Raw genomic sequence first — 24,154 nt, 5'->3', positions numbered from 1 at the left:
CGGCCCCGGGGCAGCCCTGGAACGTGCCGGTCAGGGGCACGTTCCAGGTGGGGTGACTGCTACGACGCCGTCGCGGCGGCGCCGGTGGTGGTCCGGTCTCAGACCCGCGCCCACCGCTGGTTGGCGTTGCCGTGGCAGGACCAGACGATGACGGCGGTGCCGTTGGCGGTGCCGGCGCCGTTGACGTCCAGGCACAGCCCGGTCTGTGCGTTGCTCACGGTGCCGTTGGAGTTGAGGGTCCACTGCTGGTTGGCGCCGCCGTTGCAGTCCCAGATCTGGACGCGGGTGCCGGCAGCGGCGTTGGCGGGCGCCTGCAGGCACTTGCCCAGTACCTGCAGCGCCGAGCCGTTCACGGTGAACTGCTGGTTCGCGTTGGTGTGGCAGTCGTAGATCTGTACCTGGGTGCCGTTCGTCGTCGTCGAGTTCGGGATGTCGAGGCAGCGTCCGGAGGCCTCGCTGCGCAGCCGGTTGCCGGTCGGGGTCGGGGTGATGCCACCGTTGAGCGTGTCCAGCACGGCGTTGTACGCGGCCTTCTTGTTGCCCGAGCAGTCGAACAGCAGCGCGTTGTCGCCACCGCGCCAGGAGTCGCAGTCACGCACGCCCCACACGGTGATGCCGGTGCACCGCGACACCGCGAGGCAGGCCCGGGTCACGGCGGCGTAGGCGTTCGCGTTGGCCTGCAGGATGTCGAGCTCGGTGATCTGTACGTCGACGCCGAGGTCGGCGAAGCGCTGCAGGTTGGCCTGGTAATCACCCGGCACGGAGCTGCCGAGGTGCGACTGGAAGCCGACGCAGTCGATCGGCACACCGCGGGACTTGAAGTCGCGGACCATGTTGTAGATGCCGGTCGACTTCGCGTTGATCCCGTCAGTGTTGTAGTCGTTGTAGCAGAGCTTGGCGTTCGGGTCGGCGGCACGGGCGGCACGGAACGCCGCCTCGATCCAGTCGTTGCCGGTGCGCTGCAGGTTGGAGTCGCGCCGGCCGCCGCTGCCACCGTCGGCGAACGCCTCGTTCACCACGTCCCACGCGTAGATCTGCCCCCGGAAGTGGGTGGCGACCTGGGTGACGTGGTTGATCGCCGCGTTGCGCAGCGCCGACCCGGACATGTTCTTCGCCCAGTCGGGCTGCTGTGCGTGCCACAGCAACGTGTGGCCGCGCACCGTCATCCCGCGCGACAGGGCGTGGCTGACGATCCGGTCGCCGTTGGTGTAGGTGAACCGGCCCTGCTGCGGCTCGGTCGCGTCCCACTTCATCTCGTTCTCGGCCACGAGGCTGTTGAACTCGCGGTTGACGAGGTTCATGTAGGTGGTGTCGTTGAACTTGTACGTGCCGACCGCGGCACCGTAGTAGCGGCCCTTCTCCGCCGCCGCCTGGCCGAGCGTGGTGCCGGCGGCGGCCGGGCTCGCCACGGCCGCGGTCATGCCGGCCGCGAGCAGCCCGACGGCCAGGAGTGGCCGGGACACCCGGCGGAGGTAGCGTCTCGACCCGCTGGAAAAGCTCATGGTGCACCTCTCTGGAAACCGGGCCGGTAGGTCCGGCCCGATGGAGGCCCGCGGGTGGAAGCGCTAGCCTTCGATGTAACGCAGATTGCCAGATTGTTTCGTCACAATCAATAAACATTTATCGATGTTGCATGTCATTCTCGGCGTGCGGACCGCACCCACCGCCGGACTCCGGAAACGCGTCCGGATAACAGTTTTCCGGGAGCAACGCGAGACATTCGACCAGCAGCTCCGGCGGCGGCAACCGCGCCGACGCCCGCTCGCAGGCGCAGCACACACGCACGTGCCGCAGGATCCGTTTGCGCCACAGCGGGCCGGGCACGCCGTCCCAGCCCTCCAGCGTCGCCACCAGACCACCGCACCGGGGCGACGCGTCCAGCGCGGCCACGACGGACCGGCTGAGGATCAGCCGGTCGCGTGTGCGCTGCACGCACACCCCCGCGTGCGCCACGCTCTTTCCCAACGCCGACGCCAGTTCGCCGCGGGTCAGCCGGCCGGCACCCTCGAGCCACCACAACGACAGCGGCACGAGGTCGTCCGGGTCGAGCCACCGACCGGCGCGTGCCAGGTACCGCCGCTGGACCGACAGTTCCAGGCGGAGCAGGGCCACGTCCTCGGCGGCCGCCACGGACACGTCGAGTGCCTCGTCGAGGGCGACGGTCCGGTCGGTCTCCGCCCGCCACCGGCGGCGGAACGTGCTGACCTGGCGCATGACGATCGCCATCAGCCAGGGCCGGAAGCTCTCGGGCGTACGCAACGACCGCAGCTCCCGCAGGACCCGCAGCATCGTCTCCTGCACGACGTCGTCGACGTCCGGCAGGCCACCCAGTCCCCTGCGCACGGTGGTGTACACCACCGGCAGGTACGTGGTGACGAGCTCCGTCAGCGCGCGCCGGTCGCCGGACTGGGCGGCGGCGAGCAGGCCGAGCTCGTGGGTACCAGCGAGCGGCGTCACGCGTCACCCCCGCACCGCCGGCGGCGTCTCGACGGCAGCGAGAGCCGGTCCGACGTCGACGGCGTTGCGCGGCACCGGTGCGCCGCCACCGTTGGACACCGCGAGCAACCTCCGGCCGGCCTGCTCGGGCCGCACGTGCGGCCCGTCCGTCCCGGGTACGGGCCGGTGCGCGCCGACCGCCGCCGCGTCCATCGCCGCCGCGTCGATCCGCACGCCCAGCCCCGGCGAGTCCCCGAGCACGAACGTGCCGTCCTCGACGTGCACGTCGAGGACGAGCCCGGTCGGCGGACGCAGGTTCTGCAGCTCGCTCGCGATGTGGTTGGGCACCGACGTCGCCGCGTGCAGCAGGGCGACCGGCGTGTTGCCGATCGGGCTGACCGGGAGGTCGTGGGCGTGTGCCAGCGCCGCCACCCGCAGGAAGTGGGTGATCCCCCAGACGGCGGCGGTCTGGACGACGTCGAGCCCGCCGGCCGCGATGAGTGGACGGAACTGCTCCAGCCCGGTCAGGTTCTCCCCGCTCGCGACCGATGCCCGCACGCCCCGGCTGACCACCGCCAGGCCGTCGGCGTCCCAGCGCCGGACCGGCTCCTCGATCCAGGTGAGATCGAGCACCCGTTCGATCTCCCGGACGTGCCGCACCGCCTGCTTGCGGCTCCACGCCTCGTTCGCGTCCAGCATCAGCCCCGGCCGCGCGCCGTGCGCCGCGTCGGTCAGCACGTCGCGCACGAGGGTCAGGCGGTGGAGGTCGCGCTCGATGTCGAGCCCGCCCTTCAGCTTCGCCGCCCGCAGCCCGCGCGCACCGTAGACCTCGTAGGTGGCCACCAGTTCCTCGTCGGTCAGGTCGATGTCCAGCCCCGAGGCGTACGCCTCGACGACGCGGTCGTTGCCGCCCAGCAGCCGCCACAGCGGCTCGCCCGCCGCCTGTGCCTTGATGTCCCACAGCGCGGTGTCGAACGCGCCGATCGTGCCGAAGACCACGCCGGCGTGGCCGGCCTTGAAGGTCTGGCGCAGCATGCGGTCGTAGAGGGAGACGACCGCGCGCGGGTCCTGACCGTCCAGGGCGGCGAAGACCGTGTCGGCCTCCACGTGCGGCCCGAGGCCGATGCCGGTGATGCCCTCGTCGGTCTCGACGACCACGACGGGCACCGGCACGACGCCGTCGGCGTAGACGCCGTTGGCGTCGCCGACCGGCCGTCCCCAGTCCTGCACCGTCGTCAACGTCCGGTATCCGGTGATCCGCATGTCAGCCCTTCGTCGAACCGGCGGTGACGCCGTCGGTGATCTGCCGCTGCAGGAACAGGTAGGTGACCAGGACCGGCACCGCCGCGATGAGGACGCCGGCCGCGAACGTGGGAATGTCGGCCGAGTACTGGCCCCGGAGCGACGTCACGCCGACCATGACCGTCCGGTGCCCGGCCGACGGCATCAGCAGCAGGGCGATGAGCACGTCGTTCCAGCAGAACAACGCGTCGAGGATGCCCACCGACAGCAGCGCGGGGGCGCCGATCGGCACCATGATCCGCCGGTAGACGCCGTACGGGGTGTTCCCGTCGATCCGCGCTGCGTCGACGATCTCGGTCGGTACGCCCCGGTAGTAGCTGGTCATCAGGAACACGGTGAACGGCAGGAACTGCGCGACGTAGGCCAGCACGAGCCCCGGGTAGGTGTCGACCAGTCCGGCGTCGGCCAGGATCCGCGCCAGCGGCACCATGATGACCTGGAACGGCACGAACAGCGCCGCCAGGCATACCAGGAACAGCGTCGTGGAGCCCCGGAAGCGCAACTGGCTCAACGCGAACCCGGCCATGGAGCCGATGAGCAGCAGCAGCGCCACCGAGCACCCGACGACGACCGCCGAGTTCAGGAAGTACCGGGCCATGCCGACGCCCGTCCACGCGGTCGCGATGTTGTCCCACCGGGGATCGGCGGCGAGGGAGAACCGGTCGAGGACGTACTCGCGGCGGGTCTTCATCGCGACGTTGACGGTGAACAGCAGGGGGTAGACCGTCGCCACGGCGAGCGCCGCCATCGGCACCGCCATCAGCCACCCGCTCCAGCGGCGCATCAGTCCTCCTTCCCGGCCCGGCGCAGCACGGCGATCTGGAGCAGACCGACCACGAGCATGAGGAGGAACAGCACCGTCGAGGCCGCCGACGCGAGGGCCGGCCGGTTCATCTGGCCCTGCTGGATCCAGATGTAGTACTCGGGGAGGTAGGTCGACCCTTCCGGGCCGCCGCCGGTCATGACGTACAGCAGCCCGAACATCGACGTCAGCATCCCGATCATCGTGGTGACGAACACGAACTGGATGGTCCGGGTGAGGCCCGGGACGATGACGTGCCGCACGGTCTGCGCCAGCGAGGCGCCGTCGACCCGGGCCGCGTCGAGCAGCGCGCTGTCGAGGGTGGCGAAGCCGGCCAGGAACACCACGAGCGCCATCCCGAACGTGGCCCACACGTGCACGCCGACGACCGCGAAGATCGCCACCCGCGGGTCGCCGAGCCAGTCGACCGGTCCGAGGCCGACCCCGCCGAGGAGCTTGTTCAGCGGGCCGTCGAATGCCAGCAGCAGGTTGAAGATCGCGCCGATGATCACCGGCGAGAGGACGGCCGGGAAGAAGTAGACGCCGCGGAACAGGCGGTGTCCGGGAACCCGGAGGTAGATGAACGTCGCCAGCGCGCCCGGGATCGCCACCGCGACGGGCAGCAGCAGGACGAGCAGGCCCACGTTGCGCAGCGCCGTACGGAACAGCGGGTCGCCGAACAGTTCGGCGTAGTTGTCGAAGCCGACCGCGGTGCCGTTGCGGTCTCCGTCCCCGGTGAAGGAGAAGTTCACCCCGAGCAGCAACGGCCACAACCGCAGGGCCACGATCACGAGGACGGCGGGCGCCACCAGGACGTAGGGCGCCAACCGTTCGGCGCGCCGACCGGCCGCGAACCGGCCCGGCGCCCGCGGGGGGCCGGCGCGCCGAACGTCGCCGCGTCGGTCCGCCACGGCGTCCGCCGGCACGGCGTCCGCCGACATCGCCGCCGGCCCCCCGCCGGCGGGACCGGCGACCGGCGACCGGCCCTGGATCGCCACAGGGTCAGCCCGCCTGGTCCGACTTCGCCAACTGGTCGACCGCCTGGTCCACCGTGACCGAACCGCTCAGCAACTGCTGCGACAGCCGGCCCATCAGGTCGATCGTCTTCGAGGACAGGGCCACGTGCAGCGCCGGTTTGCCGCCCTTCGTCTCCGACACGATGGTGGCGACGGCCGGCCCGGCGCCGGACACGTCGACCGTGGTGTCCGCGGCGATCGCGCCGGCGTCGCCGTAGAAGGCCTTCAACGCGTCGGTCGAGGTGAGCGACCGCACCAGCTCCGCCGCGACCTTCGGGTCCTTCGCCGACTTCGCGACCGCGTAGCCGATGCCGCCGTCGTAGGGCAGGCTCGGCGCCGCTCCGGCCGTCACCACCGGTGCCTTCGTGACGCCGACGTCGCCCGCGCCGATGAACTCGGCGAAGTCCTTCCAGTGCCCGACGTCCGACATCAGGCCGATGACGTGTGCGGCCTTGCCGGAGTTGAAGACGGCGAACGCGTCGTTGAACATCGCCGTCGAGTTCGCGCCGTCGTTGTTCAGGCCGCGGTCGCCGATCTCCTTCCAGAGTGCGAAGACCTTCCTGACGTTCGGTGAGGCCCAGTTGCGCTTCCCGGCGACCCAGTCGTCGTACTCCTGCGGCGACAGGATGCCCGACCCGAATCCGGAGAGGAAGAACTGGATGCCGATGCCCTCCTTGTTGCCCTGCGCGAAGCATCTGGCGCCGGTCCGGCTGGCGATGGTCTCGCAGTTGGACAGGAACTCGGCCCAGGTGCCGGCGGGGCGCTCCGGGTCGAGGCCCGCCTTCCGGTAGAGCGCCTTGTTGTAGTAGACGGGATGTCCCTGCAGGGTCACGGGGGCGGCGTAGGTCCTGGCGTCCTTCGTGAACGCCGCCCAGCCGGCCAGGCGCTGGCGGTCGGCGCCGACGTACCCGTCGAGCGGCACCAGCGAGTCGGCCCGGTCGCGGATCTGTCCGCCGCCGTTGAAGAGCATGACGTCGGGCCCCTTGCCGGCCTGTACCGCGGCGCCGAGCAGCGTGTAGTACTGCTCGAACGGCTGCGCGACGAACTCGACCGTCACATCGGGGTGCTTCCTGGCGAAGTCGGCCTTCGCCCTGCTGATGTACGACGCCGCGGTGGACTCGCCGGACTTCCAGTCCCACACGACGAGCCGGCCGCCCGACTTCGGTGACGCGTCGGGTCCGGCGGCACTTCCGCAGCCCGTCAGGGCGACACCCAGGGCCACGCCCAGCATCAGGACCGCAGACCGTCCTGCCCGCCGTGGTGCTCGCTGCTTCATGTCCACCCTCCGGAGGGGGATCGATCACCTTCAATGGTATGACGTATGATGCCGCGGACGGCCCCCTGTAGGCTGTAGGCGCTCGTGGTCGCCCGCAGTCCCCGGAGGGTGAAATGACGGCAGTAGCGCAGCCGGGCGCCGACGCGTCCCCGTCCTGGACCCGGCGACCGGGAAACCTGGCGGCGGCGGTCACGGCGGAGCTCGTCGAGCGGATCGTCCGCGGCGTCCATCCGTCCGGCACGGCGCTGCCCACCGAGCCGGTGCTGTGCTCGACGTTCTCGGTCAGCCGCACCGTCGTCCGCGAGGCGGTGAAGATCCTGCAGGAGAAGGGACTCGTGCAGGTCCGCCAGGGCAGCGGCACGATGGTCACCCCGCCGGCGATGTGGAACATGCTCGACGAGCTCGTGCTCGGCGCCACCATCGCCGTCGAGGAGAGCCTCGACATCCTCGACGACGTCGTCGTCACCCGGCGCGTGCTCGAGTCCGACATGGCCAACGTCGCCGCGCGGCTGGCCGACGCCGACGTCGTCGGGCAGCTGCGGGCGCTGGTCGACCGCATGGACGAGCTCGTCGACGACCCTGCCGCCTACCACGAGCGCGACCGCCTCTTCCACGACACCGTCATGCAGGCCTCGGGCAACCGCGTCGCCCGCGCCGTCGTGCGCGCTCTGGAGAGCCAGGTCGCGCACACCGCCCGTTACATGGGACGCACGGAGCGCGCGCTCTGCGTGGCCTCGAACCGCGGCCACCGGCGTATCTACGAGCGGATCGCCGCTGGCGACCCCGACGGCGCGGCGGCGGCGATGTTCACCCACATCACCGAGGCGTGGGTGGTGCGCCGCAGCGGACCGGACGAACCGACCCGGCTGCGGCGCTGACCCGTCGCTCACCGACGGGTCCACTGCTGGTTCGTGCCGCCGTGGCAGGCCCACAGGTGCACCTTCGACCCGTTGGCCGTGCCCGCGCCGCTCACGTCCAGGCACAGCCCCGACTGCACGCCGGTGATGGTGCCGTTGGCGTTGACGTTCCACTGCTGGTTCGGCTGGCCGTTGCAGTCCCAGATGATCGCGGTGGTGCCGTTGGTGGTGCCCTGCCCGTTCGCGTCCAGACACTTGGTGCCGTACACCATCAGCTGCCTGCCCGAGGTGTAGGTCCAGTTCTGGTTGGCGCCGCCGGAGCAGTCCCACAGTTGGGTCTGCGTGCCGTTGGTGGTGGCCGAGTTGGGGACCTCGAGGCAGCGTCCGGACGCCACCCCCACCACCCGGTTGCCCGACGGCTGCGGGGTTCCGCCCTGCGGTCCGGCCCCCGCCATCACCGACTGGGCACCCGCGGGCCAGGCGCCGTTGGTCACGGTGACGTTGTTGTTGACGACGTTGCCGCGGTCGCCGTTGGTGACGTTCGTGCTGCCGTTCGTCGTCCAGTTGCCGGTGACCGTGAAGTTGCCCATGTTCTCGGCGAACCAGTAGTTGGCGGTGGCCCAGGTGCCGATGGACGAGAAGACGTTGCGGGTCGCGGTGTAGTAGCGCGAGCCCTCGTCGAAGTAGATCCCGAAGTAGCCGTTGGTACGGAGGCAGTAGTTGTCGCTGATGACCGCGCCGGGGTTGGCCGACAGCGTGTAGATGCACCCGCCGTCGTTCATCTGCTGCATGACGTCGTGCACGTAGTTGCCGACGAGCCGGTTGTTCGACGCGGTGGTCGCCGTCGAGTACCGCGGCTGGTAGTTGTAGAGGCCGCGGTCGGCGTAGTGGTTGCTGCCCCCGGCGTCGTTGGAGCCCCAGCCGTACCCGATCGACATGCCGGTGTAGGGCAGGTTGTAGACCTCGTTGTACGAGATGGTGGCGTTGGTGACGTAGGTCGCCAGCACCGAGACGATGCCCCGGTACTCCAGCCCGAGGTCGTGGATGCGGTTGTTGCTGATCGTGATGTCCCGGTTGACCATCCGCTGGTCGCCCGGGTGGTGCGCGTCGGCGCGCACGCCGCCGACCACGATGCCGCCCGCCGAGCTCTGCGCGATCTCCGAGCGGGTCACGGTGATGCCGCTGGCGCCCAGGCCCACACCGCTCGTGTGGCCGTTGGCGTCGTTGCCGATGCCGATGGCCGTCTGCCCGAGGTTGACGAAGCGCGAGTCGCTGAGGGTCACGGTGTTGGCGGCCGAGATCTGCACCGCGGCCGGCATCTGTGACCAGTTCGGCCGGGTCGCCTCGAACTGCGGGCATCCGTTGTGGCACGCCGTGAACGCCGGCCAGCTCCAGGTGCCGGAGATGTAGGCGCCGGTCTGCTGGTCGACGAAGCCCTGGCTGCTGCTCGGTCCCAGCCAGCTCGTGCCGCTGAACGTGATGCCGCTGAACGTGATGTGGTGGGCCGGCGCGCTGTAGGTGCCCCCGATGCTCACCAGGGACTGCAGCGCCGGCAGCTCCACGGAGACGGTCGACATGTTCTGGCCGGACCGCGGGATGTAGTACAGGACCCCGGTCACCGGGTTCAGGTACCACTCGCCCGGCGCGTCGAGGAACTCGTAGGCGTTGGTCAGGTACATCGGACCGGCCCGGTGCGGGCTGGTGAAGGTGTCGTAGCCGAAGTTGTTGTTGTTCCACGCCGGCTGCTGCATGGTCAGGAAGTTCCCGCTGATGCTCTGCACCGGCGAGTACCGGTCGGTGAAGGAGTTGACCGCCTCCAGTTCGACCCGGTTCTGGTTGGCCACGGTGTTCAGGTACGACAGTGCGCTGTTGGTGAACCGCATCCCGGTGCTGGAGGCGGTGAAGTCGGCGCGGTTCACCTGGGTACGGGCCCGGGTGGCGACGGCACCGTCGACGTAGAGCTGACGGGAGTCGAACCCGGGGGTGACGCTGGCACGCCAGATGTTGCGGCCCTGGTCGGCCACCGACCATCCGGTGACCGCCCGGGATCCGCTGATGACCGGGCGGGCCGACGCCGCGGCGCGCCAGATCACCGTGCGGCCGTTGGATCCGGAGTCGTCGGCGGTCAGCCGCATCGGTGCGGACAGCCGGTACGTGCCGTCGGCGAGTTCGACGACGATGTCGTCGGACATCGCGTCGTTCAGCGACCGGACGCTCGACTGCGCCTGCGTCAACGAACACGGCTGCGCGCTCGTGCACGCGGTGCCCGTGCCCGAGGGCGCGACGTACAGGGTGGTGACCGCCGCCGAGGCGGGGACGGCCGGGGTCAGGACGGTAGCGGTGGCGACCGCCGCGGTGGCGGTCGCGGCCAGCAGCCGCCGTCGTACCGCGGAGGACGATACGAACACGGAATCCTCCTACCAGGGTGGGGGTGGGTGATCACGGGACCCGGCGACGGAGTCCCGGTACCGACGATCGGATGGTCGGCGATCCATCCGACCGTCGGGCGTGATCGACCGGTCGCGGTGGCGGCCACGACTGGCGACGAGCGGGAGGCAGATTCATATGACGTATTACGAAAAGCGTGTGCAAACCTTAGAATGTTAACGTTCTCTTCGTCAAGTGACCCCCGTCGATTTAGCGCATGACGTGCCGTAGGAACGTCAGGCCGTCCCGTGCGAGGGCGTCCTGCGACGGGGCCAGCGGGCGCCAGATCGACGCGGCGGTGGCGATGGTCTCGTTGTCCGCCGTGAACGACTCGATGCACACGGCGCCGGCGTACCCGGTCGCGTCCAGGGCCGCGAGGAATCGGGGCCAGTCGAAGTGGTCGGCGCCCGGAGCGCCGCGGTCGGTCCCGCTCACCTGGACGTGCGTGATGCGCTCACCGGCCGCGGCCACGGCCGCGTAGGGATCGGCCTCCTCGATGTTCAGGTGGTACGTGTCGAGCATCAGACCCACGTTCGCGGGCAGCCCGTCGATGAGATCCAGCGTCTGCTCGACGGTGTTGACAACGCTCGTCTCGTACCGGTTCAGCGCCTCCACCCCGATGCTGACGCCCCGCTCGGCCGCGTGGTCGGCCACCGGCCGCAGGGCGCGGCGGAACTCCGCGTAGCACGCCGCCCGCTCCCCCGCCGTCATGCGCCAGGTCCGTCCCACCGCGGCGTACACCGGACCACCGACGCAGCCGGCGCCGACGGCCGCCGCACTGTCCACACAGGACATCAGGTAGGCCGCGGTCGCCTCGACCACGTCCGGCGGGGCGCACACGAGGTCGCGTCCCGGCGGGGTGACCGCGCAGACGCCGACCGCGGCCAACCCGTGCGCCGCCAGCAGGTCGCGGGTGCGGGCCGGATCCCAGTCGCCGGTCCGCTCGATGGGCAGCTCGACGGCGTCGAACCCGAACGCGGCGATGCGCGGGACGAGCTCGGCCAGGGCCCCGTCGTCGACCGGAGAGGCCCACACCCACGGGTTGACGCCGATGGTGCGCACGCTCTACTTCCAGCGCTGCGGGTAACCGGGCAGTTTGGTACAGCCGCACATCGCGTAGTGCAGCGGCGGCATCGTCGGGTCGACGTACCCGTCGAGGGTGTCCGCCGTGATGGTCGGCTGCGGCAGCTTCCACGGGCTCGGCACCGGTTCGCCGCCGAGCACCCTCAACGCGGCGATCACCGGGGTGCGCCACTGGTAGGTGGGGTACGTCGGCGCGATCGCGGTGAGCTTCTTCTCCTTCCATACCTTCAGGAAGTCGAGCTGGTCCTCGCCGTTCATCGGCGGCACCGGCTTGCCCGCGTCCACGAACGCCTCGACCGCCGCCACCGCGACCGCCCCGGCGTCCATCCAGACGCCGTCGATGGTGCCGTACCGCTGGATGTAGTCGTCGACGATCTTCTTGGTCTTCGCCGGATCGCCGTCGGTGAACTCGACACCGACCACGTTCACGCCCGCCCTGTCGAAGGCGACCTTCGCCGCCGACCACCGGGTCTCCAGGACGTCGACGCCGGGCAGGATGCGCAGCGCCAGCACCTTGCCGCCCCGCCTCATCTTCTCCGTCACGAACCCGGCGGCGACGTGGCCGAAGCCGTAGCCGCCGATCGGGTTGATGAACGTCACCGGGCACGTCGTGTCGACCCCGCGGTCGAACACGATGACCGGAAGCCCCTTCTGGCAGGCGGCGGTGACGGCGGGCGTGAGCGTGGCGGTCGTGTTCGGCGAGACGATCAGCGCGTCGCAGCCCTTGCCCAGCAGGTCGTTGATGTCCGCGATCTGCTTCTGGTCCTTGCCCTCGGCGTCGACGTGGACGAACTCCCTGATCGCGCCGCCGTGCGTCTCGACCTCGGCCTGCATGGTCTTGAAACCGACCTGCCGCCAGGGGTTGTTCAGCCCCGCGTTGGAGAAGCAGAGCTTGTACGGTCCGGGCTTCCTGAACTTCGCGGTGTCGACCATCGCCGGGTTGAGCGCCTGCTCCCACGGCTTGTCGGCGGGCCCGGTCGGCGTCGCGTCCAGGAGGGCCAGTTCCCGGTCGTAGTCGGCCTGGACGAAGAACTTCGACTGGCTGCCGGTGCCCGACCCGGCCGACTGCGACGCGGTGCCCGGGCCGGCGGTGGTCGGGTCGTCGGTGGCGCAGCCGGCGAGCAGCAGTAGGGCTGCCGCCGCCACGGCCGTCATGGAACGTCTCATGGGTTCTCCCTTTACGTCGATGAGGAACGCGCGGACGAGACCGCCACGGCGAGCAGGATGATCGCGCCCTGGACGGTGGATCTGAAGGCGCCGGAGACGCCGTAGAAGTTCATGAGCGCGAAGAGCGTCTCGAGGGTCAGCGCGCCGAGCATCGCGCCGACCACCGACCCGCGGCCGCCGCCCAGCGCGACGCCGCCGAGGACCGCCGCGGTGATCGCGGCGAACTCGAGGCCGGCGCCGGCCTGGAACGACACGCCGCTGTACCCGCCGAGGAGGATCGCCGCGAGTGCCGCCGACAGTCCACTGAGGACGAACGCGAGGGTCTTCGCCCGCCACACCCGCACGCCGCTCAGCCGCGCGGTCCGCGGGTTGCCGCCGACCGCCGCCAGGGTCCGGCCGAAGTCGGACCGGGCCACCACGACGGCGAGCGCCCCGGCCGCCGACAGCACCAGCAGCGCGTACGGGACGCGGCCCAGCACGGGCACGTCCTCGAACGCCCGCCGGCCGAACCGGCGGAACTCCTCGGACAGGCCGCCCTTCGGCGACCCGTCCGACCACAGGTACACGGCGCCGACGAGGATCAGGAACATGCCGAGCGTGGTGATGAACGACGGGACCCGCAGCCGCGTCGTCACCAGGCCGTTGACGAGACCGACGGCGACGCCCCCGGCGAGCAGCAGCGCGACCACCGGCCAGGTGCGTGCGGGCTGGCTGTCGATCAGCCGCGCGGCGACCACCACCAGCGCGGTCACCAGGGAGCCGACGGACAGGTCGAACTCGCCGGAGACGAGCACGAAGTACTGGCCGGCGGCCAGCAGGACGATCGGCGTCGACCGGCCCAGGAACGACATCAGCGACGGTGGGGCGAGGAAGTCGGGCTGACGGACGGCCATCAGCACGAGCAGGACGGCGAGAACGGCGACGATCGGCAGGATGCCGCCGGCGCGTACGCGCGGAAGCCGCGCCACGACGGTGCTCCGCACGGCTACCACCCCGTCCGTCGCGATGCCCGCCGGGCGTAGACGGCGACGGCACCGATGATGACCACCCCGCGGACCACCTGTTTGAAGAACGTGTCGACGTCGAGCTGGTTGAAGATGGAGTCGATGCTGGCGAGCAGCAGCACCCCGCCGACCGTGCCGGCGACGCCGCCGCGCCCGCCGGCGAGAGCGGTGCCGCCGAGCACCACGGCGGCGATCGACTCGAGGTCGAACAGCCCTTCGGTGCCCACCCGCGGAGCGCCCGAACCGAGCCGGCTGGCGAGGTAGATCCCGGCGAGCCCGGCGCAGACCGAGCACAGCACGTGTGCGGTGACGAGAACCCGTCCGGTGCGCACCCCGGAGAGCCGGGCGACCTCCGGGTCACCGCCGACCGCGACCAGGTGGTGGCCGAAACGGGTACGCGTCAGGGCGATCCCGGCCGCGACGGCCGCCGCGAGAAGCAGCAGGAAGGCCAGCGGAACCGGCCCGACGCGCTGGTACCCGAGGGTCTGCACCAGCGCCGGTGCGGTCTTCCCGGCGGGGCCGTCGTAGCCGTTGTCGAGGTAGCCCTTGAGCAGAAGCCCGACACCCACGGTCGCGATGAACGCGTTCATCCGCATCCGGGTGACCAGAAGCCCGTTGAACAGCCCGATCGCGGCGCTGACCGCCAGGGCCAGCCCCACACCGGCGAGCATCGCGCCGTCGCTGCCGTTCATCGTCTCGGCGGCGACGAGGGTGCTGAGGCTCACCACGTACGCCACGGACAGGTCCAGCGACCCGCCGATGATCACCAGGGTCTGACCGACGGCGACCAGCCCGAGACCGGTGGCGACGTGCAGCAGGCTGACCGTCGTCGGCACGCTGAACAGCTGGCCGCCGGAGACTGCGACCACGAGCCAGCCGGTCGCCAGGGTGAGCGCCAGCGCGGGGAAGACACCCGGCAGCCCGGCCGGCAGGGCCGGCCGGCGCGGCAGGGACAGTGTGCCGTTCACGCGGCCCGGTCCCGCCCGGCGCCGACCGCCATCGCGACGACGTCCTCCTCGCTCGCGCCGGCCGGCAGCTCGCCGGCGACCCGCCCCTCGCGCATGACCAGGATCCGGTCGCTCATGCCGAGCAGCTCCGGCAGCTCGGAGGAGATCATCATGACCGCCGCACCGTCGCGGGCGAGGCGCCGGACGAGGTCGTGGATGGCCGCCTTGGCGCCCACGTCGATCCCGCGGGTCGGCTCGTCGAAGAGCAGGATCCGCGGACCGAGCGCGAGCCACCGGGCCAGGACGACCTTCTGCTGGTTGCCGCCGGACAGGAAGCGGATCTCCTGGGAGTCCGCGGCCGCGCGCACCTCGACGGCGGCGAGCAGGTCGCGGACCCGCGTGACCCGGGTGGCGCGGGTGGCCCATCCGGCGCGGACGCCCGCGACGGCCCGCCCGGCCAGCAGCGCGTTGTCGAGGACCGACTGCCGCGCGACGATGCCCTCTCCCTTGCGGTCCTCGGTGACGTAGGCGATGCCCGCCCGGATCGCGTCGCGCGGTGACCGGACCCGCAGCGCGGTGCCGTCGACGGTGACCTCGCCGGTGGTGAACGGGACGACGCCGAACACCGCGCGCGCCAGCGACGAGCGCCCGGAGCCCTGCAGGCCGCCGATTCCGAGCACCTCACCGGCCCGCACGCGCAGCCCGAGCCCGCGCAGCTTCCGGTTGCCGCCGTCGCGGACGGTGAGCCGCACCGGCCCCATCTCCTCCGGCGTCGCCCGCGCGGGGAAGTAGTGGGCCACCTCCCGGCCGACCATGTGCCGCACCAGCTCGTCGGCGCTGGTCGCCGCGGTGTCCACTGTGGTCACCCGGCGACCGTCCTTGAGGACGGTGATCCGGTCGGAGAGGTCGAAGACCTCCGTGAGGCGGTGGGAGATGTACAGGACCCCGATCCGCCGCTCCTGCAGCCGGCGCACCAGCGCGTACAGCTGCTCCACCTCGTGGCCGGCGAGGGCGGCGGTCGGCTCGTCCAGGATCAGCAGCCGCGCGCGGAGAGCGAGCGCCTTGACGATCTCCACGACCTGTTGCTGCGCGACCCCCAGCCCTCCGACGCGCGCGTCGGGCGGCAGCGACCCCGCCCCGACCGAGGCGAGGAGGTCCGCCGCGCCCCGGAGCATGGCCCCGCGGTCGACGAACCCGCGCCGCAGCGGCTCGTGGCCGAGGTACACGTTCTCGGCGACGGTGCGCTCGGGGAGCAGCGTGAAGTCCTGGTGCACGATGCCGATGCCGGCCCGTTGCGCGTCGCGGGGACCGTGGAAGGCCCGCGGCCGCCCGTCGAGCTCCACGGTGCCCTCGTCGGGCTGGTACACGCCGGAGACCACCTTCATGAGCGTGGACTTGCCGGCGCCGTTCTCCCCGACGACGGCGTGCACCTCGCCCGGCCGCACGTCGAGGTCGACACCGGCGAGCACACGGACGCCGAGGAAGGACTTGCCGACACCCCGGACAGCGAGCAGCGGCGACGGGAGCTGACTGGACACGGAAGGGCTCCTACGTGGCATATATTCGACGGATCGGTTGATCGCACGGGCTTCCGCCCGCAGCTGTCGCCGAATAGCTGCGTACGCGGCATCGAGACTAAACGCCGCTCTGACCGCCGGCAATGCTCAACTCGTTGTGCGATAAGTGTTATGGGACCCCTCCCACGAGAGTCGCATTGACTTCTTCCGATATGTTTCGGCATGCTTGCCCCGCAGACCACGGACGAGTCGCATCTGATGTGACGCTTCGGCCCTTCTCGGAGAGCTGCCCGGAGAGACCTGACTGCCCGTCACGGCGGACGGCATGACGATCTGACGGCACACGAACGGCTTTCCCGCGCCAGGCGCGGGCGCCGACTCGTGCCGGTGGTCGCGGACCGTTACCCGCCGAACGAGGAGACGGCATGCGTCGCAAGACTCTGATCATTGGCGCGATCGCGGGCCTGCTGCTGTCGCTGGCGCTCGTCGCGCCGGCGTCGGCCGCACCGGCCTTCCGCGCCCTGTTGTTCACCAAGACGACCGGCTACCGCCACGACTCGATCCCGGCCGGGGTCAGCATGTTCCAGGACCAGGCGGCCGCCAACAACTTCGAGCTCGTGCACACCGAGGACGCCAGCGTCTTCACCCCGGCCAACCTCGCCACCTTCGACGTGCTCATCATGTTCCAGACCTCGGGCATGGTGTGGACCTCGGCGGCGCAGCGCCAGGCGGTGGAGGGCTTCCTGGCCAGCGGCAAGGGCATCGTCGCGATCCACAACGCCACCGACATGGGCATCGAGGGCGAGTACCCGTGGTGGGACCAGACCGTCAACGCCGGCGCGCACATGCCGGAGCACTCCCCCGGCGTGCTGCCCGGCACCGCGATCGTGGCCGACACGAGCCACCCGTCGACGGCCGGTCTGCCGGCCCGCTGGAGCCGCAGCGAGGAGTGGTACAACTTCGACCGCAACATCCGGGGTGACGCGCATGTCCTCGTCACCGCCGACGAGCGCACCTACAACCCGGGGTCGCGCGCGATGGGTCCCGACCACCCGATCTCCTGGTGCCGCAACACCGCCGGAGGGCGGGTGTGGGCCACCGGCATGGGTCACGCCATCGCCTCCTACAGCGAGGCCAACTTCCGCAACCACGTCCTCGGCGGCGTCAAGTGGGCGGCCGGCAACGTGCCCGGCGACTGCGGCGGCACCGTGTGGAGCAACTTCGAGAAGCGCACCCTCGACGACAACACCTCCGACCCGATGGCTCTCGCCGTCGCACCGGACGGACGCGTGCTCTACGTCCAGCGCGGCGGGCAGGTGAAGATCTTCAAGCCGTCGACGAACTCGACCGTCACCGCCGGGACGCTCAGCGTCTACACCGGCGGCGAGGACGGTCTCACCGGGCTGGCACTCGACCCCAACTTCGCCAGCAACGGCTACGTGTACCTGTACCACTCGCCGGCGAGCAGCACGACCGACGTCAACCGGGTCTCCCGCTACACGCTGAGCGGTGACTCGCTGATCGCGACCAGCGCCGTGACGATCATCGACATCCCGGCGTACCGGGACCGTACGTTCCCCGAACCCGGCCACACCGGCGGCTACATGAAGTTCGGCCCGGACGGCAACCTCTACATCGGCACCGGCGACGACACCCCGCCCAACCTCGACCCGAACTGGCAGGGCTACGCCCCGCTGGACTGGCGGTCGGGCAAGGCGAACCTCGACGCCGCGCGCACCGCGGGCAACACCAACGACCTGCGCGGCAAGCTGCTGCGCATCCGGCCCTCGGCCGGTGGCGGATACACCATCCCGTCGGGGAACCTGTACCCGCAGGGCACCGCGCAGACCCGGCCCGAGGTGTTCGCCATGGGCTTCCGCAACCCGTTCCGCTTCTCGATCGACCCGGCCACCGGCTGGGTGTACCTGGCCGACTACGGACCCGACCGCGGCGGCGCCACGACCAACCGCGGCCCCGAAGGACTCGTCGAGCTGAACGTCATCAAGTCCGCGGGCAACTACGGTTGGCCGTTCTGCCACGGCGACAACCAGCCGTACGCGCCGTACAACCCCGACACCGGCGTCGTGGGCGCCAAGTTCAACTGCTCAGCGCCGGTCAACAACTCCCCGAACAACACCGGCCTGACGAACCTCAAGCCGGTCGTCGCGCCGAACATGTGGTACGGCTACGGCGCCTCGCCGACGTTCCCGGAGCTCGGCACCGGCGGCTCGGCGCCGATGGGCGGACCCGTCTACCGCTACAACGCCGCCAACCCGTCGCAGACGAAGTTCCCGCCGTACTACGACGGCGTCCACTTCTTCTACGAGTGGGAACGCAAGTACGTCAAGGAAATCCACTTCGACTCGAACACGGCCGTCACCCGCACCAACCCGTTCCTGCCCGGCGGCAACTTCAACAAGCCGATGGACATGGAGTTCGGCCCCGACGGCTCCCTGTACCTGCTCGAGTGGGGCTCCAGCTTCGGCGGTGGAAACAACGACTCCGGCCTCTACCGCATCGACTACATCCAGGGTGGACGGTCGCCGATCGCGCGGGCGACCGGCACACCCACCAGCGGGTCGGCGCCGCTGACAGTCCAGTTCAGCAGCGCCGGTACCACCGACCCCGACCCGGGCGACACCCTCAGCTACCTGTGGACGTTCGGCGACGGCACCACGTCGACGGCGGCCAACCCGTCGAAGACCTACACCGTCAACGGCAACTACACCGCACAGCTACGGGTCACCGACAGCGGCGGCAAGACGGCCTTCGTCAACGTGCCGATCACCGTCGGCAACAGCGCACCGGTCGTCACCATCACCGTGCCGCCCAACGGGGGCATGCTGAACTTCGGCGACCGGGTGTCCTACACCGTCACGGTCACCGATCCGGACGGCGGAACCGTCGACTGCAGCAGGGTTCTGGTGAACCCGGCCCTCGGTCACGCGGAGCACGAGCACGAGACGACGGACTACCCGGGCTGCTCGGGCACCATCCCCACCGACCTCCTCGGCGGCCACCCCGACGGCGCCAACCTCTACTACGTCCTCAACGCCCGGTACACCGACAGCGGCGGCGCGGGCGGGGCGGCACCGCTCACCGGCTACGCCAAGGTGGTCCTGCAGCCGAAGCACAAGCAGGCCGAGTACTACACCGGCCAGTCCGGGGTGCGCATCGTCGCACAGGCCGCCGCGGAGAGCGGCAACCGCGTCGGCGACATCTCCAACAACGACTGGGTGTCGTTCAGCCCGATGAGCCTGTCGGGCATCACCTCCGTCAGCTACCGGCTGTCGTCGCCGGGCGGCGGCGGGACGATCGAGCTGCGCGCCGACTCACCGACCGGAACGCTGCTGGCCACCACGCCGGTGCCCGCCACCGGTGGCTGGGACACGTACCAGTCCACGTCGCCGGTGAGCACGGCGGCCCTGTCCGGGAGCCACGCGCTGTACATGGTGTTCAAGGGCAGCTCGAACAACTGGTTCGACCTCGACTCGTTCACCTTCGGCGGCAACGGGGTCGGTCAACCGGTCTCCGACGGAGGCGTCGCCGGGCGGACCTGGACCGTGACGGCGATGCACAGCAACAAGCGCATGGACGTCAGCGGCGCCTCCACCGCCGACGCGGCCCAGGTAGTGCAGTGGACGGCCACCACCGGCAACAACCAGAAGTGGCAGGCCGTCGACGCCGGTAACGGAGCGGTCTCCCTGCGGGCCGTCCACAGTGGCAAGTGCCTCGACCTCATCAACGGGTCCACCGCTCAGGGCGCGTTCCTGCAGCAGCTCACCTGCAACAACGGCAACCAGCAGAAGTTCCAGGTCGTACCGACCGCCACGTCGGGCGTCTACACCGTGAAGAGTGTCGTCAGTGGACAGTGCGTCGATGTCAACGGCGGCGCGACGACCGACGGGGCGCGACTGCTGCAGTGGGGCTGCCACAACGGCACGAACCAGCAGTGGCGGTTCACCCTCGCCTAGCCGGCGCCTCCCCCGGGGTGCCCGGCGCGGCCTCGCCGGGCACCCCCTCCCCCACGACACGTAAGGACCCCCATGGCCCTTCCACACCTCCCCCTGAGGCGGCTGACCGTTCTCGGCGCCGCCGTCCTGCTCACCCTCGTCTCCGGCGTCGCGGCGGCCGCGCCGATCCAGCCCGGACAGAGCGCCACCATCAAGGGCGTCGCCTCGGGCCGCTGCCTCGACGCACCCGGCTCCGCCAACGGCACACAGACCCAGCTGTACGACTGCAACAGCGCCACCGGGCAGACGTGGACCTACACCACGAGCCGGCAGCTCATGGTGTACGGCAACAAGTGCCTCGACGCCAACGGGCGGGGCACGACCAACGGAACCGCCGTCATCGTCTGGGACTGCAACGGCCAGACCAACCAGCAGTGGACGGTCAACTCCAACGGCACGATCACCGGCGTACAGTCCGGCCTGTGCCTGGACGCCAACGGCGCCGGGACGGCGAACGGAACCAGGATCATCCTGTGGTCGTGCAACGGCCAGGGCAACCAGCAGTGGGACTCGCCCTCGACCGATCCGCCGCCGACGCCTTCCGGCACCGCCCCGTGCGACATCTACGCGTCCGGCGGCACGCCGTGCATCGCCGCCCACAGCACCGTCCGGGCCCTGTACGGCGCCTACGCCGGCCGTCTGTACCAGGTCCGGCGCGCGTCGGACAACACGACCCGCGACATCGCCGTGCTGACCGCGGGCGGAACCGCCAACGCGGCGACCCAGGACTCGTTCTGCGCCGGCACGTCGTGCGTCGTCACCGTGGTCTACGACCAGTCCGGTCGCGGGAACGACCTGTGGTACCAGGGGTCCACCGTGGTACCCGGATCGACCCAGAGCCGGCCGGCGTCGGCGACCTCGGAGTCGCTGACGGTCGGGGGCAGCAAGGCGTACTCCCTGTACATCAACCCCGGCAACAGCTACTGGCGCGACGGCCACCTGACCGGCGTGCCGACCGGCAGCGCGCCCGAGGGCATGTACATGGTGACCAGCGGCACCCACGTCAACAGCGGCTGCTGCTTCGACTACGGCAACAGCGAGACCACCCGCGCGGCCGACGCCGCGGGCGCGATGGACGCCATCAACTTCAGCACCCAGTGCTGGTTCGGCGGATGCTCCGGCAGCGGCCCCTGGGTCCAGGCCGACCTGGAGTGGGGCCTCTACCCCGGCGGAAGCCAGTCGTGGAACCCCAACCAGCGGGCGCTGCCGCACAAGTTCGTCACGGCGATGCTGAAGAACAACGGCACCACGCGCTTCGCGATCAAGGGCAGCAACGCCCAGTCGGGCTCTCTGATCACGATGTGGGACGGCTCGCTCCCGTCGGGCTACAGCCCCATGCGCAAGCAGGGCGCGATCATCCTCGGCAGCGGCGGTGACTGCTGCAAGCCCGGTGGTGGCGCCAACCTCAGCGCCGGCACCTTCTACGAGGGCGCCATGGTCGCCGGGTACCCGTCCGACGCCACCGACAACGCCGTGCACGCCAACATTGTCGCCGCCGGCTACCGCTGACCCCCGAACCGATTGGAGCACGCACATGAGACATCATCACCGGTGGTGGGCGGGCCTCGCCGTCACCGCCACGACTGTGCTGGCCGCTGCCGGCCTCGCGGGCGCCGGGGCGGCCTCGGCCTCCCCCGCCGCCGCTGATGCCGGCACCCTGGCCGCGACGGCGGGCTGCGGCCGGGCGCCGGGGCTCGCCAGCGGCACCCACACGATCCAGAGCGGCGGCAAGTCACGCAGCTTCATCCTGCGGGTGCCCGCCAATTACAACAACAGCACCCAGTACCGCCTGATCTTCGGCTTCCACTGGCGCGGCGGCACCATGAACGACGTCGCCTCCGGTGGAACCAGCGGCAGCTCCTGGTCCTACTACGGGATGCAGGAGCAGTCGAACAACTCCGCCATCCTCGTGGCGCCGCAGGGCCTTGGCAACGGCTGGGCCAACTCCGGTGGTGAGGACCTCACGTTCGTCGACGACATGAACCGGCTGATCGACAACGCGCTGTGCGTCGACACGACCCAGCGGTTCGCCATGGGGTTCAGCTACGGCGGCGGCATGAGCTACGCGATCGCGTGCGCCCGCGCCACCGTCTTCCGCGCCGTCGTGGTCTACGCCGGCGCACAGCTGAGCGGCTGCAGCGGCGGCACCCAGCCGATCGGGTACTTCGGGATCCACGGAATCTCCGACAACGTCCTCAACATTTCGCAGGGACGGTCGCTGCGCGACAGGTTCCTGGGTAACAACGGCTGCGCCGCGCAGAACGCCCCCGAGCCGACGCAGGGCAGCGGCCGGCACATCACGACCACCTACTCCTGCCGGGCCGGCTACCCGGTGCAGTGGGCCGCGTTCGACGGTGGACACGGGCCCGGTCCGGTCGACGGATGCTCCGGCTGTGAGGACGGCACCCGGACGTGGACCAAGGGCGAGGCGTGGCGGTTCATCGCGCAGTTCGGCAGCGGCACCCCGGATCCGGGACCGACCGGCAACCGGCTGCGCAGCGAGTCCTCCGGCCGCTGCCTCGACATCCCCAACTCCGCCACCGCCAACGGCACCCAGGCCCAGATCTGGGACTGCCACACCAACCCCAACCAGCAGTTCACCCAGAACGGCGCCGCGCTGCAGGTGATGGGCAAGTGCCTCGAGGCGCCCGCCAACGCCGCCGCCGGCACGCGCGTACGGATCTGGGACTGCACCGGTGGGGCCAACCAGCAGTGGAGCCTCAACGCCGGCGGCGCGGTCACCAACGCGCAGACCGGGCTGTGCCTGGACGTCAACGGCGCCGGCACCGCCAACGGCACCGCGGCGATCGTGTGGACCTGTCACGGCGGCGCCAACCAGCGCTGGTCCCGCGCCTGACGGAAACCCCCCGACGTACGGCCCGCGGCGGTGTGCCGCGGGCCGTACGCGTACATCAGCTACAGGGTGCGCCGTTGAGCACGAACTGCGTCGGCGCGGTGTTGCTTCCGCTGTAGGTGGCCTGGAACCCGAAGGACGCGTTCTGCCCCGGGTTGATCGTGGCGTTCCAGGTGGCGTTGCGGGCACTGACCTGGTTGCCGCTCTGGGTGACGGTGGCGTTCCAGGAGTTGGTCACCTGCTGGTTCCCCGGCCACGCCCACTGCAGCGTCCAGCCGTTGATCGCGGTGCTTCCGGCGTTGGTGACGGTGACCGCCGCCGTGAAACCGTTGCCCCAGCTGTCCGGCCGGTAGGCGACCCGGCACGTGGCGGTGCCCGGCGCGCTCGACGAGGACGACGCCGACGGCGAGGACGACGAGGACGACGGCGATCCCGGGGTCGACCTGTCGATCCCGAAGAACTGCACGGCCGCCAGCGCCATGCCACCGCTCGGCAGGCTGTGGCCCGCGCCCTGGATGCTGTACGCCTCCACCCGCACGGTTCCGGACGCGTCGGCGTAGCGGCGCCGGTTCCAGTTGGCCTGCGGGGTGTCGGTCGACGTCGGTGTCTGGCTGAGGCCGAACACGTTCGTCCACTGCTCGATCGCCTCCTGCAGGAGCGAGTACGGGACGAGCGTGTCGTTGGTCCCGTGCCACAGCTGCACCCGCGGACGGGCACCGGTGTAGCCCGGGTACGCCTGGCGCACCGCGTCGCCCCACTCCTGCGGGGTCCGGTTCATGCTGCCGCCGGTGCACCGGCTCGACGAGGGCGGGAAGTCGGCCGCGCCGGCGAAGCAGTTGAACGGGACGCCCATGAACGCCGCTCCGGCCTTGAACACGTCCGGGTACAGGGCGAGCAGCGCCTGGGTCATCATGCCGCCGGACGAGCTGCCGGTGGCGAACACCCGCTGCGGGTCGCCGCCGTACTGCCGCTGGACGTAGGTGACCATCGACATGATGGACACCGGGTCGCTACCGCCGTTGCGGCGCTTGGACGCGTCGGACCACACGTCGAAGCAGTTGCCGAAGCCGGCCTGCTGGGTCGCGGTCGGGTAGATGACGACGAAGCCGTACCGGTCGGCGAGCGAGGCGAACTCGCTGCCCGAGTAGAAGCCCGGACCGGATCCGCCGCACCCGTGCATGGCCACCACGATCGCGGGGTTGGCCGGGCGGGTGTCGGGGGCGTAGACGTGCATGCGCATGCCGCCGGGGTTGGTGCCGAAGCCGGTCACCTCCACCAACGACGCGGCGGCCGCCGGTGGCGACAGGACGGTCACGCCGGTGACGAGGAGCAGGGCGCCGGCGATGGCCGCGGCCACCGCCCTGGTTCTTCTCATAGCTACCTCCATCGATAGGTATCAGTGTCCAACGGTAGGCATGACAGTGACGACCGTCAATTGAATGCCCAACATCGT

Annotated in this window: 17 protein-coding genes; 4 read left to right on the top strand and 13 right to left on the bottom strand. The window is 70.6% G+C overall.

Annotated features, from left to right (window positions below):
• Positions 1–98 precede the first annotated feature (98 nt).
• From Voc01_RS36790 to Voc01_RS36765, 6 genes are all read right to left on the bottom strand, one after another.
• The gene (locus Voc01_RS36790; RefSeq protein ID WP_373873916.1) at positions 99–1,502 is read right to left on the bottom strand and encodes an endo-1,4-beta-xylanase; all 1,404 of its coding nucleotides are present in this window, start codon (positions 1,500–1,502) and stop codon (positions 99–101) included.
• 118 nt (positions 1,503–1,620) lie between these two features.
• Positions 1,621–2,457, bottom strand: a complete 837-nt coding sequence (locus Voc01_RS36785; RefSeq protein ID WP_203932285.1) for an RNA polymerase sigma factor — start codon at positions 2,455–2,457, stop codon at positions 1,621–1,623.
• A 3-nt stretch (positions 2,458–2,460) separates the two neighbouring features.
• Entirely contained in the window at positions 2,461–3,699 is a 1,239-nt protein-coding gene (locus Voc01_RS36780) for a mandelate racemase/muconate lactonizing enzyme family protein (protein ID WP_203932284.1), read from the bottom strand.
• Between the two features lies 1 nt (position 3,700).
• Positions 3,701–4,522, bottom strand: a complete 822-nt coding sequence (locus Voc01_RS36775) for a carbohydrate ABC transporter permease (protein ID WP_203932283.1) — start codon at positions 4,520–4,522, stop codon at positions 3,701–3,703.
• Positions 4,522–5,538, bottom strand: a complete 1,017-nt coding sequence (locus Voc01_RS36770; protein WP_239160752.1) for a carbohydrate ABC transporter permease — start codon at positions 5,536–5,538, stop codon at positions 4,522–4,524. Before Voc01_RS36770 ends, Voc01_RS36775 begins: the two co-directional genes overlap by 1 nt.
• Positions 5,539–5,542: 4 nt before the next feature.
• The gene (locus tag Voc01_RS36765) at positions 5,543–6,787 is read right to left on the bottom strand and encodes an ABC transporter substrate-binding protein (protein ID WP_239160751.1); all 1,245 of its coding nucleotides are present in this window, start codon (positions 6,785–6,787) and stop codon (positions 5,543–5,545) included.
• Positions 6,788–6,945: 158 nt separating this feature from the next.
• Between Voc01_RS36765 and Voc01_RS36760 the strand changes: the two genes are divergently transcribed.
• Positions 6,946–7,710: a FadR/GntR family transcriptional regulator gene (locus Voc01_RS36760; protein ID WP_203932281.1), complete on the top strand. Its 765-nt coding sequence runs from the start codon at positions 6,946–6,948 to the stop codon at positions 7,708–7,710.
• A gap of 8 nt (positions 7,711–7,718) precedes the next feature.
• Here Voc01_RS36760 and Voc01_RS36755 read toward each other — a convergent pair whose 3' ends face one another.
• From Voc01_RS36755 to Voc01_RS36730, 6 genes are all read right to left on the bottom strand, one after another.
• Complete coding sequence (locus Voc01_RS36755) at positions 7,719–10,097, bottom strand: RICIN domain-containing protein (RefSeq protein ID WP_203932280.1); 2,379 nt, start codon at positions 10,095–10,097, stop codon at positions 7,719–7,721.
• A 229-nt stretch (positions 10,098–10,326) separates the two neighbouring features.
• On the bottom strand, positions 10,327–11,178 hold the full coding sequence (locus tag Voc01_RS36750) for a sugar phosphate isomerase/epimerase family protein (protein WP_203932279.1): 852 nt from the start codon (positions 11,176–11,178) through the stop codon (positions 10,327–10,329).
• Between the two features lie 3 nt (positions 11,179–11,181).
• On the bottom strand, positions 11,182–12,366 hold the full coding sequence (locus Voc01_RS36745; RefSeq protein ID WP_239160750.1) for a substrate-binding domain-containing protein: 1,185 nt from the start codon (positions 12,364–12,366) through the stop codon (positions 11,182–11,184).
• 11 nt (positions 12,367–12,377) lie between these two features.
• Positions 12,378–13,349, bottom strand: coding sequence for an ABC transporter permease (locus tag Voc01_RS36740; RefSeq protein WP_239160749.1), 972 nt, complete (start codon positions 13,347–13,349; stop codon positions 12,378–12,380).
• A 2-nt stretch (positions 13,350–13,351) separates the two neighbouring features.
• Positions 13,352–14,338, bottom strand: coding sequence for an ABC transporter permease (locus Voc01_RS36735; protein WP_239160748.1), 987 nt, complete (start codon positions 14,336–14,338; stop codon positions 13,352–13,354).
• Complete coding sequence (locus Voc01_RS36730; RefSeq protein ID WP_239160747.1) at positions 14,335–15,855, bottom strand: sugar ABC transporter ATP-binding protein; 1,521 nt, start codon at positions 15,853–15,855, stop codon at positions 14,335–14,337. The genes Voc01_RS36735 and Voc01_RS36730 overlap by 4 nt, the downstream gene beginning before the upstream one ends.
• 404 nt (positions 15,856–16,259) lie before the next feature.
• Between Voc01_RS36730 and Voc01_RS36725 the strand changes: the two genes are divergently transcribed.
• The 3 genes from Voc01_RS36725 (at position 16,260) to Voc01_RS36715 (ending at position 22,704) form a co-directional block, all read left to right on the top strand.
• On the top strand, positions 16,260–19,808 hold the full coding sequence (locus Voc01_RS36725; protein ID WP_203932277.1) for a ThuA domain-containing protein: 3,549 nt from the start codon (positions 16,260–16,262) through the stop codon (positions 19,806–19,808).
• Positions 19,809–19,880: 72 nt separating this feature from the next.
• Entirely contained in the window at positions 19,881–21,356 is a 1,476-nt protein-coding gene (locus Voc01_RS36720) for an arabinofuranosidase catalytic domain-containing protein (RefSeq protein ID WP_203932276.1), read from the top strand.
• Positions 21,357–21,381: 25 nt separating this feature from the next.
• On the top strand, positions 21,382–22,704 hold the full coding sequence (locus tag Voc01_RS36715) for a ricin-type beta-trefoil lectin domain protein (RefSeq protein WP_203932275.1): 1,323 nt from the start codon (positions 21,382–21,384) through the stop codon (positions 22,702–22,704).
• 55 nt (positions 22,705–22,759) lie between these two features.
• Here the strand turns inward: Voc01_RS36715 and Voc01_RS36710 are convergent, their stop codons facing one another.
• The gene (locus tag Voc01_RS36710; protein ID WP_239160746.1) at positions 22,760–24,076 is read right to left on the bottom strand and encodes an extracellular catalytic domain type 1 short-chain-length polyhydroxyalkanoate depolymerase; all 1,317 of its coding nucleotides are present in this window, start codon (positions 24,074–24,076) and stop codon (positions 22,760–22,762) included.
• Positions 24,077–24,154 lie beyond the last annotated feature (78 nt).

It is taken from the genome of Virgisporangium ochraceum, assembly GCF_016863655.1.
Lineage (GTDB): Bacteria > Actinomycetota > Actinomycetes > Mycobacteriales > Micromonosporaceae > Virgisporangium > Virgisporangium ochraceum.
This window is presented reverse-complemented; position numbering and strand designations above follow the sequence as displayed.